This window comes from Paenibacillus wenxiniae (genome assembly GCF_039822605.1).
In the GTDB taxonomy this organism is placed as follows: Bacteria; Bacillota; Bacilli; order Paenibacillales; family Paenibacillaceae; genus Saccharibacillus; species Saccharibacillus wenxiniae.
This window is the reverse complement of record NZ_JBCGUH010000008.1, coordinates 82,401-98,339: the sequence shown is the minus strand read 5'-3', so window position 1 is coordinate 98,339 and position 15,939 is coordinate 82,401. Positions and strand designations below refer to the sequence as shown.

18 protein-coding genes are annotated in these 15,939 nt (G+C 47.6%); all 18 read left to right on the top strand.

The annotated features are described in order from the left end of the window. Positions 1 to 3: 3 nt before the first annotated feature. The 18 genes from plsY to trpE all read left to right on the top strand — a co-directional run bounded on the left by plsY (position 4) and on the right by trpE (position 15,852). Complete coding sequence (plsY, locus tag AAHF22_RS15595) at positions 4 to 627, top strand: glycerol-3-phosphate 1-O-acyltransferase PlsY (protein WP_347325951.1); 624 nt, start codon at positions 4 to 6, stop codon at positions 625 to 627. Then, the gene (locus AAHF22_RS15590) at positions 620 to 1,663 is read left to right on the top strand and encodes an NAD(P)H-dependent glycerol-3-phosphate dehydrogenase (RefSeq protein ID WP_347326066.1); all 1,044 of its coding nucleotides are present in this window, start codon (positions 620 to 622) and stop codon (positions 1,661 to 1,663) included. Before plsY ends, AAHF22_RS15590 begins: the two co-directional genes overlap by 8 nt. Positions 1,664 to 1,702: 39 nt before the next feature. Next, complete coding sequence (locus tag AAHF22_RS15585; RefSeq protein ID WP_347325950.1) at positions 1,703 to 2,317, top strand: hypothetical protein; 615 nt, start codon at positions 1,703 to 1,705, stop codon at positions 2,315 to 2,317. A 9-nt stretch (positions 2,318 to 2,326) separates the two neighbouring features. Beyond that, a complete protein-coding gene (locus tag AAHF22_RS15580; protein WP_347325949.1) occupies positions 2,327 to 2,698 on the top strand; it encodes a 2Fe-2S iron-sulfur cluster-binding protein in 372 nt (123 codons plus the stop codon). Positions 2,699 to 2,886: 188 nt separating this feature from the next. Next, positions 2,887 to 3,159 carry a non-specific DNA-binding protein Hbs gene (hbs, locus tag AAHF22_RS15575; RefSeq protein ID WP_347325948.1) on the top strand — a complete coding sequence of 91 codons (273 nt, stop codon included), beginning with the start codon at positions 2,887 to 2,889 and terminating at the stop codon, positions 3,157 to 3,159. Positions 3,160 to 3,333: 174 nt separating this feature from the next. Next, on the top strand, positions 3,334 to 3,567 hold the full coding sequence (mtrB, locus tag AAHF22_RS15570; RefSeq protein WP_347325947.1) for a trp RNA-binding attenuation protein MtrB: 234 nt from the start codon (positions 3,334 to 3,336) through the stop codon (positions 3,565 to 3,567). 519 nt (positions 3,568 to 4,086) lie between these two features. Continuing rightward, positions 4,087 to 4,947: a heptaprenyl diphosphate synthase component 1 gene (locus AAHF22_RS15565; RefSeq protein WP_347325946.1), complete on the top strand. Its 861-nt coding sequence runs from the start codon at positions 4,087 to 4,089 to the stop codon at positions 4,945 to 4,947. A gap of 26 nt (positions 4,948 to 4,973) precedes the next feature. After that, positions 4,974 to 5,720: a demethylmenaquinone methyltransferase gene (locus AAHF22_RS15560; RefSeq protein WP_347325945.1), complete on the top strand. Its 747-nt coding sequence runs from the start codon at positions 4,974 to 4,976 to the stop codon at positions 5,718 to 5,720. Further along, positions 5,713 to 6,588 carry a UbiA-like polyprenyltransferase gene (locus AAHF22_RS15555; protein WP_347325944.1) on the top strand — a complete coding sequence of 292 codons (876 nt, stop codon included), beginning with the start codon at positions 5,713 to 5,715 and terminating at the stop codon, positions 6,586 to 6,588. The genes AAHF22_RS15560 and AAHF22_RS15555 overlap by 8 nt, the downstream gene beginning before the upstream one ends. Then, positions 6,579 to 7,262 carry a UbiX family flavin prenyltransferase gene (locus AAHF22_RS15550; RefSeq protein ID WP_347325943.1) on the top strand — a complete coding sequence of 228 codons (684 nt, stop codon included), beginning with the start codon at positions 6,579 to 6,581 and terminating at the stop codon, positions 7,260 to 7,262. The genes AAHF22_RS15555 and AAHF22_RS15550 overlap by 10 nt, the downstream gene beginning before the upstream one ends. Beyond that, positions 7,249 to 8,112 carry a menaquinone biosynthesis protein gene (locus tag AAHF22_RS15545; RefSeq protein ID WP_347325942.1) on the top strand — a complete coding sequence of 288 codons (864 nt, stop codon included), beginning with the start codon at positions 7,249 to 7,251 and terminating at the stop codon, positions 8,110 to 8,112. Before AAHF22_RS15550 ends, AAHF22_RS15545 begins: the two co-directional genes overlap by 14 nt. Further along, a complete protein-coding gene (hepT, locus tag AAHF22_RS15540) occupies positions 8,109 to 9,083 on the top strand; it encodes a heptaprenyl diphosphate synthase component II (RefSeq protein WP_347325941.1) in 975 nt (324 codons plus the stop codon). The genes AAHF22_RS15545 and hepT overlap by 4 nt, the downstream gene beginning before the upstream one ends. A gap of 431 nt (positions 9,084 to 9,514) precedes the next feature. Beyond that, positions 9,515 to 9,958 carry a nucleoside-diphosphate kinase gene (gene ndk, locus AAHF22_RS15535; protein WP_188775297.1) on the top strand — a complete coding sequence of 148 codons (444 nt, stop codon included), beginning with the start codon at positions 9,515 to 9,517 and terminating at the stop codon, positions 9,956 to 9,958. Between the two features lie 50 nt (positions 9,959 to 10,008). Continuing rightward, positions 10,009 to 10,809, top strand: coding sequence for a CheR family methyltransferase (locus AAHF22_RS15530; RefSeq protein WP_347325940.1), 801 nt, complete (start codon positions 10,009 to 10,011; stop codon positions 10,807 to 10,809). Positions 10,810 to 11,076: 267 nt separating this feature from the next. Then, positions 11,077 to 12,246, top strand: a complete 1,170-nt coding sequence (gene aroC, locus AAHF22_RS15525; protein WP_347325939.1) for a chorismate synthase — start codon at positions 11,077 to 11,079, stop codon at positions 12,244 to 12,246. Between the two features lie 8 nt (positions 12,247 to 12,254). Continuing rightward, a complete protein-coding gene (gene aroB, locus AAHF22_RS15520; protein ID WP_347326065.1) occupies positions 12,255 to 13,349 on the top strand; it encodes a 3-dehydroquinate synthase in 1,095 nt (364 codons plus the stop codon). Between the two features lies 1 nt (position 13,350). Further along, positions 13,351 to 13,719 (top strand): chorismate mutase, encoded by a 369-nt coding sequence (aroH, locus tag AAHF22_RS15515; protein ID WP_347325938.1) that lies wholly within the window; start codon positions 13,351 to 13,353, stop codon positions 13,717 to 13,719. 564 nt (positions 13,720 to 14,283) lie between these two features. Then, positions 14,284 to 15,852 (top strand): anthranilate synthase component I, encoded by a 1,569-nt coding sequence (trpE, locus tag AAHF22_RS15510; protein WP_347325937.1) that lies wholly within the window; start codon positions 14,284 to 14,286, stop codon positions 15,850 to 15,852. Positions 15,853 to 15,939: the final 87 nt, after the last annotated feature.

Sequence of the window (15,939 nt, the reverse complement as noted above, 5' to 3'; positions counted from 1 at the left end):
CTCGTGATCTTATCTGTGTTGGCTATCGTTATCAGTTATTTGCTCGGCTCGATTAGCTTTAGTGTTTTGATTGCTAAAGGTATCAAAGGGATCGATATTCGCGATCATGGCAGCGGTAATGCAGGTGCTACCAATACACTGCGCGTACTCGGTAAAGGCCCTGCCATTTGCGTACTGCTGCTGGATGCATTGAAAGGTGTAGCAGCAGTATGGATTGGTGTCGCACTGAATGCGTCGCCAGAGTACTGGGTGCCAGCGCTGTGTGGATTGGCAGCGATTTTGGGACATAACTGGCCGATTTATTTTAATTTCCGCGGTGGTAAAGGAATTGCAACGACCATTGGCGTACTGGCGACGTTATGTATCGTGCCAGCTTTGCTTGCGGGTGTGTTTGCGATTTTGTCGATCGTGTTCACGCGCTATGTATCGCTTGGTTCATTGATCTTTGTTACATTAACACCGATTGTGCTGTTAATTATGGGCTATACGACACCGATTGTTGTCGTTAGTATCGTGATCTGGGCACTCGGCGTATGGCGTCATCGCACGAATATTGGGCGTATTATGAATGGCACAGAAAGCAAACTCGGCTCCAAAGGGAGCAAGGGAGGAACTGGCGTTGTCTGATAAGGTGACTGTTCTGGTAGCTGGAAGTTGGGGAACCGCACTTGCCTGTGTGCTAGCGGATAACGGATTTCAGGTATCGCTATGGACACGTACATCCGAACAGGCGGCAGAGATCAATACGAATCATCGTAATGATCGTTACTTGCCGGATGCAATATTGCCTGAAACTATTACGGCGACCTCTGATCTGGAGGAAGCGATGAAAGGAACAGCTGCGGTCATTATCGTCGCGCCATCCAAAGCGATGCGTGACGTATGTAAGCAGTTGAAACCTCATTATCAGCATGACATGTTATGTGTGCATGCGACGAAGGGCTTTGAAGTAGGCACGCTGAAGCGTATGTCTACAGTCATTAGTGAAGAACTGGAAATGCCTGAGCAGGATGTGGTGGTATTATCCGGTCCAAGTCATGCGGAGGAAGTTGTCAAACGTATGCCAACGACAGTCGTTGTTGCTGCTGCGAATGAAAAAGCTGCTGCCGCTGCACAGACTCTATTTATGAATGAAGAGTATTTCCGTGTGTACACGAATCGCGATACGACTGGAGTCGAGCTTGCCGGTGCTCTGAAAAATATTATTGCACTGGGAGCAGGCCTGTCAGACGGTCTCGGCTTTGGCGATAATGCAAAGGCAGCGCTATTAACGCGCGGTCTTGCCGAAATGGTGCGTGTTGGTACGGTTTTAGGTGCGAATCCGTTGACGTTTTCCGGACTGGCAGGGATCGGCGATCTGGTCGTGACGGGTACGAGTAAGCATAGCCGTAACTGGCGTGCTGGTTATATGCTCGGTCAGGGCAAGTCGCTTGATGAGGTGATGAACTCGATGAATATGGTCGTGGAGGGTGTGCGCAGTACACAAGCCGCGCACGATATGTCACGTCATCATCATGTGCAAATGCCAATTGCTGAGCAATTGTATCGTGTACTATTCGAGCAGGCAGACCCGCGTACTGCCGTAGAAGCACTGATGGGACGCGATCCCAAAAATGAAATGGAATCCATGAAGCTTGAAACCTGGAAGCAGTGGCATGCTTAATTAAGTACACTGTTAACGGCTGCGGAAGGAGAGAGTATAATGACAGAGCCTCGTCATTCGCTGGCATTGCCATCATCATTGCAGCAGGCGCTGGAAAAGTTGACCACTGCACTCCATCAGTCTGCTCCGCAGACAGACTGGCTACTTGGTGGTAGCTGTAGCTTGTTGCTGCAAGGAATTGAACTGGAGCAATCGCCACGTGATATTGATCTGTATGCTGATGGCGCTGCTGTTACACTGTTACACGGCTCATTACAGCAGACGTTAAAGGTGCTGGATGCTCCTGAGCTGAATGAAACACGGATGTACCGTTCGACACTTGCCCATTATGAAGCATATGGTTGTACGGTTGAGCTGGTGGGTGACTTTGAAGTGAGAGCGCGCGAATCCTATTATCGTGTGCATGTGGACAAGTTGCTATATCCGGCTTCCATCGCTGTAGAGGTAGGTTCAGCATCGATTCGGCTCATGCCACTTCCGCACGAGCTTATGTTTAATTTACTACGTGATCGTCCTGACCGCTATCAAGCGATTGCCGGGCATATTCAGCAGCAGCCGGATGTGCATGAAGCGCTCATACGGCAATTAATCGATCACAATGGCTTCCATCCTAACATGACTCAGCGTATTTTACGTTTGAGCGGTTTGGAGTAAGGAGGAAGCATGAGTTCGACATCGAAGCAACAAGTTGTATTTTTGCCGGCGAACAAAACCGTTCTCGTTACCCGTGGAACAACAGTATTGCAAGCGGTTCGTATGGCAGGCTTATCTTTGCCTGTACGCTGTGATGGACGTGCAGCCTGTCTGATGTGCAAAGTACAGGTAGAACAGCCGCAAGCAGGACAGCAGGATGGTCTATCTGACCCTGGTGAAACGGAGTGTCGTAAACTGGGACTCCATGATGAACGTACACTACGACTCGGTTGTCAGGCACGGATCGTCGGCCCGGCGGTCATTCATTTACCAGAAGATCGGCTTAAACAGGCGATTCGGCGTCAATTGCAACAACAAGATGATGATTTGAGCGATTGGTAAGGGAAAATACGGCAAAACGCTTGAAATTAAAGGGTGGCTGTATTACTATAGTTTTGTTCTGTTTGCCGCAGTCTGTGGCACTTGAACTTTACTCGTACAATCCGCAACGGTTACGTATATTTTCGTATTCACGAAAACCATAGTCGTACGTGGCATTCGTTAACTTTACTTCAGGAGGTGACAACAAGATGAACAAAACGGATCTGATCACACAGGTTGTTGAAAAAACAGACCTGCAAAAGAAAGATGCAACAAAAGCAGTTGAAGCTGTTTTTGAAGCAATCTCCGATGCGCTGCAAAGCGGTGATAAAGTGCAACTGGTAGGTTTCGGTAACTTCGAAGTTCGTGAGCGTTCCGCTCGTAAAGGACGTAACCCACAAACAGGTGAAGAAATCGAAATCCCAGCAAGCAAAATCCCGGCTTTCAAGCCTGGTAAAGCGTTGAAAGATGGAATTAAATAAGTTTTACATATTCCATGTTGAAGAGAGGGACCGTGATCATATTGTTCACGGTCTTTTTGCATGTACTTTTTCATCGATCTTGCCTTGTATTTGCCGGAAATGGAAGCCGGCTGTATGATAGAAGGGAAGCAATAGACGATTACCAATCCCGCTACAGGCGGAAGGAGGAACATCATGGAGCCAACGAATAACTATACAAATAGCGAATATGTTGTGATCAAAGCAAAAGATAATGGCGTACAAGTGATCGGTCTCACTCGCGGACGCGACACACGCTTTCATCATACCGAAAAGCTAGATAAAGGCGAGATCTTAATCGTACAATTTACCGAAAACACATCCGCCATCAAAATCCGCGGCGATGCCGAAGTTCAGACGAAGCATGGCATCGTTAAGACAGAGGATTGAGTTCATATACAATATAGCAAGTGATTTCAACTAGCCACTGTTCGGCATGGATTGTTGAAAAAACGGTAAGTTTACCGATTGAGTCTACGTATGGATGATAAGAAGACTCCTAATACTGAAGGCTGGCTCCTATTTTTCGCTGTATCATACAGTTAAAGGTTGGGTAGCTAGTCTTTTGTTTGTGATGAAAATGAAAGCTCTAGCATCGTCTGAGCTGACATTTAGATTCAAACTACAATGCTAAAGTTGCTATACCAAAAAACTGAATATTATTTATGGTGTACGTGCATGTAAGTAGATTCCCGCGGCTCCACCCGAGTCTGTCGCCTTATTCTTTGACGGAATGGTGTTAGCTTCAAACATACAAGAACGTTACTCCACCCAGTCATTTACCATAGTGCCCTGTCTTGTGTCGACAACATATGATATAATGAACCGAAGTGGTTTAAATCTGAAGTATTTTCGTAGTTTGAAGTTTGTGAAAATAAAGACTTGCCTGGATAAGGCACGGAGGCTGAAATGAAACCGTATCGCTTGCTGGAAACATCCAAAAAATACACCGAATACGATATGATTCAAAAGCATACAGAGGTCGCTCCGTTTCCGGATGTACGTGCTCGCCTGTTGTTTCTGTTTTTAAGTCAGGCAGGCGATAGCCGATTGCAGGAAAATCGCGAAGAACTGTTTCCCCTTGTTACCGGGCTTGTACAAATGGCGCTGGATACGCATGATCGTATCGATACATCGTCTGCCTATCAACGGGAAGAACAAATGCGCTCACGCCAATTAAATGTACTTGCTGGCGATTACTTTAGTAGTCGATTTTATGAATTGCTGGCAAAAGCAGGCGAGATCGGAATGGTCGCACGGTTAAGCGAAGCGATCTGCGAAAATAATCGTCTCAAAATGGATTTGTATGTACAGTCGAACGAATCAGATGTAACGGCAGCGCACTATATGGAAGCAAGTATACAGCTGAAGATGCAGCTGTTTCTTTCGTTTACATCGTATATTGATCCATCTGCGCATCAGCTATGGGAGCAGATGCTATATTGGTTTAGTCGCTGCGAATGGCTCGCTACCGAGCTAAAAGCTGGTTCAAATGTACAGCCTTTCGGTGAATACGGACTGTACTATGTACTTGGGCAGTCGGCTCCAGCAGATCATAGCCGTTTGAAAATGGAAGCAAGTTCAGAAGATGTTGCTCGTTATCGTGGAGAATGGGAAGCGCGTTATGGCATTCAGGCTCATCTGGAGCAATTGCTTCAACATTCGCTTGTGGCGATTAACGAACGTTTGCAGCAGGAGAATCATACCGAGCTGGCTGCGGCAGTATCGGAGTTGACGAGCAGCTATGCTGCGCTTGTGCATCAGGTGTAAGATCATCAGAAGAGGTGAAGTTGCTTATGAGCAAACCGGAAATAGTAAAACCGGAAGGTGCAAAACCGAAGGAACAATTCGTGCAATCCGTATTTGAATCGATTGCGCCTAAATACGATATGATGAACGATCTGCTCAGTTTTCGTATGCACAAAACATGGCGGAAGTTTACGATGCAAAAAATGAATGTGCAGCAGGGTAATTCTGCGCTTGATGTATGTTGCGGCACCTGCGACTGGACGATTAGCATCGCAGAGGCGAGCCAAACTGGTTCGGTATATGGACTCGACTTTAGCCCAAATATGCTCAGTGTAGGTCAGACGAAGATTGATCGGGATGGCTGGCAGGACAATATTACACTCACGCAGGGTAATGCGATGGACTTGCCGTTTGAAGACAATACGTTTGATTATGCGACGATTGGCTTCGGACTGCGCAATGTGCCTGATCTGGAAAAAACGTTGCGCGAAATGCAGCGTGTCGTCAAGCCAGGCGGCATGGTCGTTTGTTTGGAACTGTCCAAACCGACATGGCAGCCGTTTAAAGGTATTTACTATTTTTATTTCCAAAACCTGCTTCCATTAATGGGCAGAGTTGTAGCCAAAAGCTATGAACAGTACAAATGGCTGCCGGATTCGTTGATCGCTTTCCCTGGTCGGGAAGAGCTTGCCGGTATTTTCCGGAACATCGGACTACAGCAAGTGCAGGCTTATCCATTAACAGGTGGTATTGCCGCACTTCATATTGGAATCAAGGAGAAGCAGCATGTTTAACAAAATCAAAATTTTTCTCGAAATGATCAAGGTCGAGCATACGCTCTTTGCCTTACCTTTTGCTTTTATGGGAGCGATGCTCGGCTCTTATGTTATATTTGGACATTTGCCAACATGGCAACAGATCGTCTGGATTCTAGTCGCGATGGTAGGCGCACGTAGTGCAGCGATGGGATTGAATCGTCTGATTGACCGGACATTTGATGGCAAAAATCCGCGCACGATGATGCGTGCGATCCCAGCGGGTCTGCTTCGTTCTGGCGAAGTGGTCATCTTTATTATTATCTCGCTGATCGTCTTTTTCTGGGCGGTATTGGAGTTGTCTCCGCTGGCGCTGCGTTTGTTGCCTGTAGCGGTATTTATGCTTATTTTTTATTCGTTCACGAAGCGGTTCACCTGGCTCTGTCATGTGGTGCTCGGCATGACGATCGCACTGGCTCCACTCGGCGGCTGGGTTGCGGTAACCGGCACGGTAACCTGGACGGCTATCGTGTTCTTTGTGGCGATTACGTTCTGGACTGCCGGTTTTGATGTGATCTATGCGTGTGATGATGCGGAGTTTGACCGTAAGGAAGGTCTGCATTCGATTCCGAGTCGCTTCGGTGTACCACGTGCGCTTAAAATCGCGCAAGGCTTCCATGTGATCACAGCGATTGGACTGATCAGCCTGTTCTTTATAGCCGACCTCGGCTGGTGGTATGCGGCTGGTGTTATTATCGCGATTGCAATTTTATTTTATGAGCATTATATCGTAACACCAAAGGATTTGAGCCGTTTGCAAACTGCCTTTTTCACGATGAATGGGGCACTTAGTATTATTATGTTTGCGTTCACGCTGGTTGATCTGGCGGTGAAGCAATGGTGGTAAACGAATCGTCTACAGATCCGCTGAACACTTCGGCCTCAGCCGAGGTGTTTGGCTTTCATCCGAATCATGCTGCTAAGCGCTATGTGATCGGCATTACCGGAGCAAGCGGTTCGATCTATGGGATTCGATTGGCCGAAGTATTGCTGTCGTATGGCTATACGGTTCATCTGGTCATTTCTAACGCAGGTTGGCGTGTGCTCAAGGAGGAGCTGGATTGGTCGGCATCTGGACGCGAAGAGATGCTGCAAGCTCAATTTGGGGCATTACCGGGTAAATATGTGTATCATTCCTTTTCCGATATTGGTGCATCGATTGCGAGCGGTTCGTTTCGGGTGGAAGCGATGATCATTATTCCGTGTTCAATGGGGACGCTGGCGAATATTGCTGGCGGCATCTCTGCGAATTTGATGACAAGGGCTGCCGATGTGATGCTGAAAGAGCAGCGTAAGCTAATTATTGTACCCCGTGAAACACCACTGCATGCGATCCATCTGGAGAACATGCTCAAGCTGGCTCGAATGGGCGTCAGCATTATTCCGGCGATGCCGGCTTTTTATTATCGTCCACAAACACTGCAGGATGCCATTGATTTTATAGTAGGTAAGGTGCTGGATATTCTCGGTATCGAGCATGATTTATTTGAACGCTGGGGGAGTAATGATGACAACATTTGAATTGCCGATTCAGATTGGTAAAATTGAATATACGAACGACTGGCCCATCTATCAGCATTTTGATCCACAGGAGCTGTCCCAGCCGGCTGTGATCCATAGTGATTTGCCGGCCAATTTGAATCGTGCGCTACTTGAGGATCGGCTGTATATTACGCCTGTATCCTCTTTTGCTTATGCGACACGTTCGGATGATTTCTGGCTGCTGCCGGGTCTGTCGGTCAGTGCGAAAAATGCCGTCGGATCAATTCTTCTGTTTTCCAGAAAGCCTATTGCCGAACTGGGAGATGGAACGATTGCACTGACGAACACTTCAGCGACTTCGGTCAATCTATTGAAAATTATTTTACAAAAGCGATATGGCTTTAAGCCAGAGTATGTATCGATGAATCCGAATCTGGATGAGATGATGGAACGATGTGATGCAGCACTGCTAATCGGAGATCATGCGATTGAAGCTGCACGTACCGATAGTGGCTACATCGTGACCGATCTGGGGCAGGCGTGGAAAGAATGGACAGGCTATGGGATGACATTTGCTGTATTTGCAGTCAATCGCAAATTTGCTGAAGTTCACGCTGAGCTGGTGAGTGAAGTTGCCGAGCGTCTGCGTGCCAGTAAAGTACGCAGTTTGCATGATCTAACACCGGTCATTGCGGATGCTCAGCACAAAATGGGTGGCGATTCCGCTTACTGGGAGCATTACTTCCGTCAATTATGGTATGATTTTGGAGAGCAGGAACAGCAGGGGCTTGGGCTGTATTTTCAGTATGCTCATGAGCTTGGCCTGCTGGATCATAAAGTGCACATGCAATTATGGACTGACAATACGATGACACGGGTGAACGAATGAAACTACTGGATATTTTCGGGACACTAAGAAAAGACATGAACATGATTGAACGCGAGCTTAGCCGCAGCATCGATACCGACCATGCGCTGCTGAACGAAGCGTCCTTGCATTTGCTCAAAGCGGGCGGAAAAAGGCTTCGTCCTGCTTTTGTGCTGCTTGGTGGCAAGTACGGTAATTATGATCTGGAGCGTCTAAGTCATGTCGCTGTGCCGCTGGAGCTGATTCATATGGCTTCACTAGTACATGACGATGTGATCGACAATGCCGATACCCGGCGTGGACAGCTTACCGTAAAGTCCAAATGGGACAACCGCATCGCGATGTATACAGGCGATTACATTTATGCGAAAGCGCTCGTCATCGTAGCCAATTTGCAAAATCCCGAAATTCATCGTGTACTCGCTAAAGCGATGGTACAGATGTCGATCGGCGAAATGGAGCAAATTCGCGACTTTTTCAATACAGAGCAAACGATTCGTCGTTATTTGCTACGCATTCGCCGCAAAACGGCATTATTGATCGCGATTAGCTGTCAGCTTGGTGGTCTGGCTGCGGATGCGCCAGCTGCGTATACACGCCAGCTGTATCGTTATGGCTACAATGTAGGCATGGCTTTCCAAATTCGTGACGATGTGCTTGATCTGTGTGGTACAGAGAAGCAGATTGGTAAGCCGCCTGGTAGTGATTTGCGTCAGGGGAATATTACACTGCCTGTATTGTATGCTCTGCAAGAACAGGAGATGCAGCGTACGCTGTTGCCGGAAATTCAGCGTATTCACGAGGCTGATGGCGTGACCGACGTCACGCGCGCGGTAGAGATGGTCAAACAGAGTGGAGGCATCGAGCGTGCCGAACAGCTGGCCGATCGTTACATTCAAAAAGCGATGGATGCATTACAGCAATTGCCGGAAGGCAAAACACGCAAACATTTGCAAGAAATCGCTCATTTCGTAGCGAAACGTTCTCACTAAGCGATATCGTGCTGAAATAACTAGTACAGCTCCAGTTAGGCGTATGATGGAGTGAATAGTGAATAACAGGCGCAAAATGACACAATCATGTCTTCACGTTAACGAACCCGGTGCGGGAAAAGCGCCGGGTTTATTTGATTTGATCAAACATTTATAAAATAGGACTAAACGACCAGCCATCTGCTGTCGATATATACATTACAGTATATGTGTATCCTTCGTAAAACCTGACCTAACATCGGATTTACGAGCAAAAGAACGCATAACCAGTAACCTACTCCACACAGCCGCGATATTATATCAAAAATATCCTTATGTTGATATAACGACATTTCTTTCTGTACTTCAAGGTTTCTGTTAGAATACACAAGTGGGCATACATACATTGCTCCGATAGCAGATTACTTTGTAGATAACAGGAGAGTGAGTCAATGGAACGGACATTTTTGATGATTAAGCCTGACGGAGTACAGCGGGGGCTAATCGGACGCATTATCAGTCGCTTGGAAGACAAAGGATTCAAATTGATCGGAGGCAAGTTCCTCATCCCTACAAAGGAACAGGCCGAGCGCCATTATGCCGAGCATGTTGGCAAAGCATTTTATGGTGAGCTAATTGACTTTATTACTTCGGGTCCCGTATTCGCAATGGTATGGGAAGGCGATGATGTGATCACGCTGTCCCGTATGGTAATGGGCAAAACACAGGTCAAAGAAGCACTGCCTGGCACCATTCGTGGTGACTTTGCTGCTCACACACCGTTCAACCTGATTCACGGCTCCGATTCGCCGGAAAGTGCAGAACGTGAAATCGCGAATTTCTTTGCGCCAGACGAGTTAAGCGTTTACGAAAAAAATATTTCTGCCTGGCTTTAAAACTGCCCCCGCATGGACTGAACTCATAATGATATCAAGGAAGTGATGCCATGCTTACGAATGACGCCATTCAACCAGACTCGGACTATACAGGCTTCATCAAAAAAGTGAAGGATAGTACGGGCATTGACTTAGCACAGTATAAGGAAGCACAAATGAAACGTCGTCTGACTACCCTGCGTACGAAAAACGGCTATTCAACCTTTACTTCATTTTTCGATGCAATGCAAAAGGATAAAGCATTATTTTATGAGTTTCTCGATCGTATGACGATCAACGTCTCCGAATTTTGGCGCAACCCGAATCGCTGGGAAGTGCTGCGAGATACGATCCTGCCTGCTTTAAATCGTCAGAGCAAAAATCTGAAGATCTGGAGTGCAGCTTGCTCGACAGGCGAGGAGCCTTATACGATTGCAACTATTCTGGCTGACAAAAATTTGTTGTCATCAGCTACTCTGCATGCGACGGATATTGATGATGGTGCCCTGGAAAAAGCGAAAAAAGGTGCTTATCTGGAACGTTCGCTCAAGGACGTACCACCCGATGTCGCTAAACGTCATTTTACCGCAGACGGGATGATGTACAGCGTTAATGATACGCTGAAAAAAGCGGTGCAATTCCGTAAAGGCAATTTGCTAACAGACAAGTTTGAAACCGGCTATGACCTGATCGTGTGCCGTAACGTCATGATCTATTTCACTGAAGAAGCGAAGCATATGCTGTATCACAAGTTTGCAGCAAGTCTGCGCCCTGGTGGTGTGTTATTTGTAGGGAGCACGGAGCAGATTTTCTCTCCGGCACAGTATGGCTTTGATTCATCAGAGACGTTCTTTTATCACAAAAAGGGCTGAGTCTTATGCGGGAGCAGCGTAACAAAAGCAATAATGAAATAAAATCAATATAATCCTGGAGCATACCAGCGCACGTATTTACACGAGCAATGGTATGCTCTTTGTGCTGGAATATATTGTTCCGGCAACGATAAAGCGCGAAATTATAAGGATAAATGTGGCGTTCTGCCTTCCTTGTCAAATGGTTAAACCATGTACTATAATAAGCGAAGGTAAATACGGATTTTAGCGATGCACAGTTTAACAGTTTAAAGGGGGAACGCAAAGATGAGTATACGTTACTTAACAGCAGGGGAGACGCATGGTCCCCAGTTGACTGCGATTATTGAAGGATTACCGAGCGGATTGGAGCTTGATTTTGAAGCATTGAATTTCCAACTGGCTCGTCGTCAAAAAGGATACGGACGTGGGCGCCGGATGCAGATCGAGAAAGACACAGCGGATATCGTCGGCGGTGTGCGTCATGGTTATACAACCGGAGCGCCAGTAGCAATGGTCGTTGCCAACAACGACTGGAAGCACTGGACGAAAATTATGAATATTGAGCCGATGGAAGGTACGGACGAAGAAAAGCGTCGTGTACATCGTCCTCGTCCAGGTCATGCTGACCTGAATGGCGGTTTGAAATATAATCACAAGGATCTGCGTAACGTACTGGAACGCTCCAGCGCTCGTGAAACCGCGATTCGTGTTGGGGTGGGTGCGTTAGCACGTCAGTTTTTAGCTCAGTTTGGTATTAAGATCGGCGGTCAGGTCATTCGGATCGGTGAGATCGAAGCGCCAGCCAATGATCTGCCACTGGATGAACTGATTGCTCGTACAGAGGAATCTTCCGTACGTGTCGTCGACAAAGAAACCGAGCAAAAGATGGAAGCGTACATCGATCAGATCAAAAAAGAAGGCGACTCCATCGGTGGCATTGTGGAATGTATCGTGGAAGGCGTTCCGATAGGTTTGGGCACCTTTGTTCAATATGATCGTAAGCTGGATGCACGTATCGCACAGGCAGTCATGTCGATCAATGCATTCAAAGGTGTAGAGATCGGGATCGGCTTTGAAGCAGGCCATATTCGTGGTTCTCAGGTTCATGACGAGATTCTGTACACACCAGAGCGTGGATACCATCGTGCTACGAATCGTCTGGGTGGATTTGAAGGCGGTATGACCAATGGCATGCCAATCGTCGTACGCGGCGTGATGAAGCCGATTCCTACGCTCTACAAACCGCTGCAAAGTGTAGATATCGATACGAAAGAGCCGTTTACCGCACAGGTGGAACGCTCGGATGCTTGTGCCGTTCCGGCAGCAAGCGTAGTGATGGAAAGTGTGGTTGCATGGGAAGTAGCCAAGGCGTTTCTGGAGAAATTCGGCGGTGACTCGATGACGGAAATCCGCAAAAACTACGACAATTACAAAGCACAGCTGGAGGACTATTAATGTCTGATGTGCGTGTAGTGGACGTTCAACTTGGCGATCGTTCCTACCCGATTTACATTGGCGAGCAGCTGCTGGAGCAGGCAGGACGTTATTTGGAGCAGCATGGATTATCCAAGCAAAGTCCGCTGCTGATCGTTACGGACGAGCAAGTCGCACCTCTGCATCTGGGCAAGCTAGAGCAATCACTCCAAGCAGCTGGATTTCGGTTTGTGACTGCTGTTGTCGGTTCGGGTGAGACGTCCAAGTCGGTTGCTGTATTTGAGGAGGTGATGACCCGTGCCATCGAGGGCGGGCTTGACCGTAAATCTGCTGTTATTGCGCTTGGCGGTGGGGTAGTTGGCGATTTGGCGGGTTTTGTTGCAGGCACGTATATGCGCGGAATTCGCTTTATCCAGATGCCAACGACTGTACTTGCTCATGATAGTAGCGTAGGCGGCAAGGTAGCGATCAACCACCGCTTGGCCAAAAATATGATCGGTGTATTCCATCAGCCGGAGCTTGTATTGTATGATCTGTCGACACTCCAGAGCCTTCCGGCACGTGAGGTTAGTGCAGGCTTAGCTGAAATGGTGAAGCATGGACTGATCTGGGATGCTGAATTTGCTTACTGGTGTCTGGAGAACGCAGAGCGACTGAAAGCACTCGACATGGAAGCGATGGGCTACGGCCTTGAAAAAGGTTGCTCGATCAAAGCGATTGTCGTTTCTCGCGATGAGCGTGAAAATGATCTGCGCGCCATTCTCAACCTCGGTCATACGATCGGTCATGCGATCGAGGCGGTGGCAGGATATGGTGAGATCATTCATGGTGAAGCGATCTCGATCGGCATGGTCGGATCGGCGATGATCGGTGAAGCGCTTGGTGCGAAGCCGGGACTGAAGGATACAACAAGTCAGATGTTGCAAGCACTTGGATTGCCAACGGTTTTGCCAGCACATCTGGATACCGATCGTATTATGGGGGCTATGATGCACGATAAGAAATTTCAGGAAGGCCGGATGACGTTTATTGTCCCATCAGCGATAGGTGTTGTAGCGATTGATCACAATGTCGATTATGATCTGGTGCGCCAGACGGTTGAGCAGTTAAAGAAGGAGGCGTAACATGTATACACGAGGTATTCGCGGAGCGACGACAGTCACCCGCAATGATCGTCAGGAGATTCTGGGTGAAACATTGGTGTTGCTCAGAGAGATTGTAGAGCGGAATCAATTCGACCCTGAGGATGTGAGCAGCATCTGGATTACGATGACTGCTGATCTTGATGCGGCATTTCCTGCACTTGCCATTCGCGAAATGGATGGCTGGGGGATGGTGCCATTGATGTGCGCAGTGGAAGCATCGGTGCAGAACAGTTTGCCCCAGTGTATTCGACTGATGATCCACATCAATACGACCAAAACACAGCAGGAAATTAGGCACGTGTATTTGAACGAGGCAACTCGCCTTCGTCCCGACCTGGCAACTTCCTGAACGTGAATCTGAGCGTAAGGGTTGCGTCAGCTGTAAGTTATAGAGTATAGTAGAGAACAAGATAAACAAGTAAACAGAATCGTGTATTGAGATGAGATGCAGGTAGCACAGTTTAGTATAGATGAGAAAGAAGTGTAGGTCTTGTCGGCGGACAGGGCGGAAGGTAAGAATGGATAGCCTTCCGGGTCGTGTGTACGCAGGAAGACAGGAGCCATGTCACTTCAGAGCAGAGCCTTTTGAATGAAAGTACCCATACAGCATCAAACGAGTGATGAGCGTACAGGCATACTATACTTATCAGTATAGTACAGGCCAACGTATAGCTGCATGACCGTTTTCGCTAGTATCCATGTGATGATGGGAGGGAGCTTACGTTTTCATTAGGTAAAGCGGGCAGCAGACGATGTGCTGTCTACATTTGTACAATTATGCAGCCTTCATGCGTCCATCCGCATGAAGGCTTTTTGTTTATCATTAGGATGAACTGATGACAGCAGTCCAAGCGTGCCGATTCCTTATTTCAACGAACAGTGAATGAATTGATCAGCCAAAGGAGCGAGTATAATGATCCAACCTCATGTAGAACAAGTGATTGCCATGTCCGGCCAGTATAATCTGATTCCTATCGTAAAGCGATTGCTGGGTGATATGGAAACACCGATTCGTATTTTCCAGCGTTATGCACAGCGGCGACACGCCTTTTTGCTGGAAAGTGTCGAGGGAGGCAGCAAATGGGCACGATACTCGTTTATCGGTAGTGATCCATTCCTGCTCATTTCCGGTAAGCAGGGCAAAATTGAAGTCGATCTGGACGGTGAGATTAGCGAGCTGTCTGGTAAGCCGGTAGAACAGCTGAAAGCTCTACTGCGCCGCTATCGTAGTCCTAAAGTGGACGGATTGCCACCATTTACCGGTGGGGCGATCGGATTTTTCGGTTACGATCTGTTGCAGTATTATGAGAAGCTGCCTGCTCATCGTATCGATGATATGAATATGGACGATATTCGCTTTATGTTCTGTGATCAGATCGTCGTATTTGACCATGTGAAGCAGCATATTTTGCTGGTCAGCAATGTGCATGTGCCGGAAGGTGCAAGCGATGACGATATCCGCCAAGCATACGGCGAAGCTGCTGCAAAGCTTGATAGTATGGAAGAATTGCTGCATACACAGCCACCGATCAGCAGCGCAGGACGCGCCCCGGTATCCGACGATATCGAAATGGGCGAAATTCAGTCTAATATGACGAAGGAACAATATTTGGATGGCGTGAATCGGGCGAAAGAATATATTCGTGCAGGTGACATTTTCCAGGTCGTATTGTCTCAGCGTTTCCATATTGAAACTGAAGTCGCACCGCTGGAAGTGTATCGTGTACTACGAACGATGAACCCGTCGCCATATATGTATTATTTGAAACTTGATGATGAGATTATCGTCGGTACATCGCCTGAGGCACTGGTGAAAGTAGAAGGTGACCGATTGCAAACACGTCCGATTGCTGGAACGCGTCCAAGAGGACAGAATGAAGCGGAAGATCAGGCGCTTGCCGAAGAATTACTGCAAGATGAGAAAGAACGCGCCGAGCATCTGATGCTGGTCGATCTGGGACGTAATGATCTGGGGCGTGTCGCTGAATACGGTACGGTCAAAACGGATTCTTTTATGCAGATTGAGCGTTATTCACATGTGATGCATATCGTCTCCAACGTATCCGGTAAATTGCGCAAAGATCGCGATTTCTTCGATGCTTTCCTTTCCTGTCTGCCAGCGGGTACTGTCTCCGGTGCGCCGAAGCTGAGAGCGATGGAAATTATCGCGGAGATTGAAAATGAAGCACGTGGTGCTTACGCGGGTGCGATCGGTTATCTAGGATTTTCCGGTAATATGGATGCGTGTATTACGATTCGGACGATCATTTTCAAACATGGCAAAGCCTATGTACAGGCTGGAGCAGGCATCGTCTGGGATTCGGTACCGGAGAAGGAATACGAAGAGACCGTCAACAAGGCCAAAGGAATGCTGAAATCGATCCGTGTTGCGGAAGCGATGTTTCCTCGTAAAGGAGCAGAAGCACAAGTAGCCAATCCAGACTATCTGTACGGATATGAGCCGGTAAAGCTGGGCGAGTGAGCGAAACAATAACAAAAATGTGTAGATAACATACACATGAATATAGTGATCGATAACGAAAGCGGCACACAGTATATTTTACAGTTC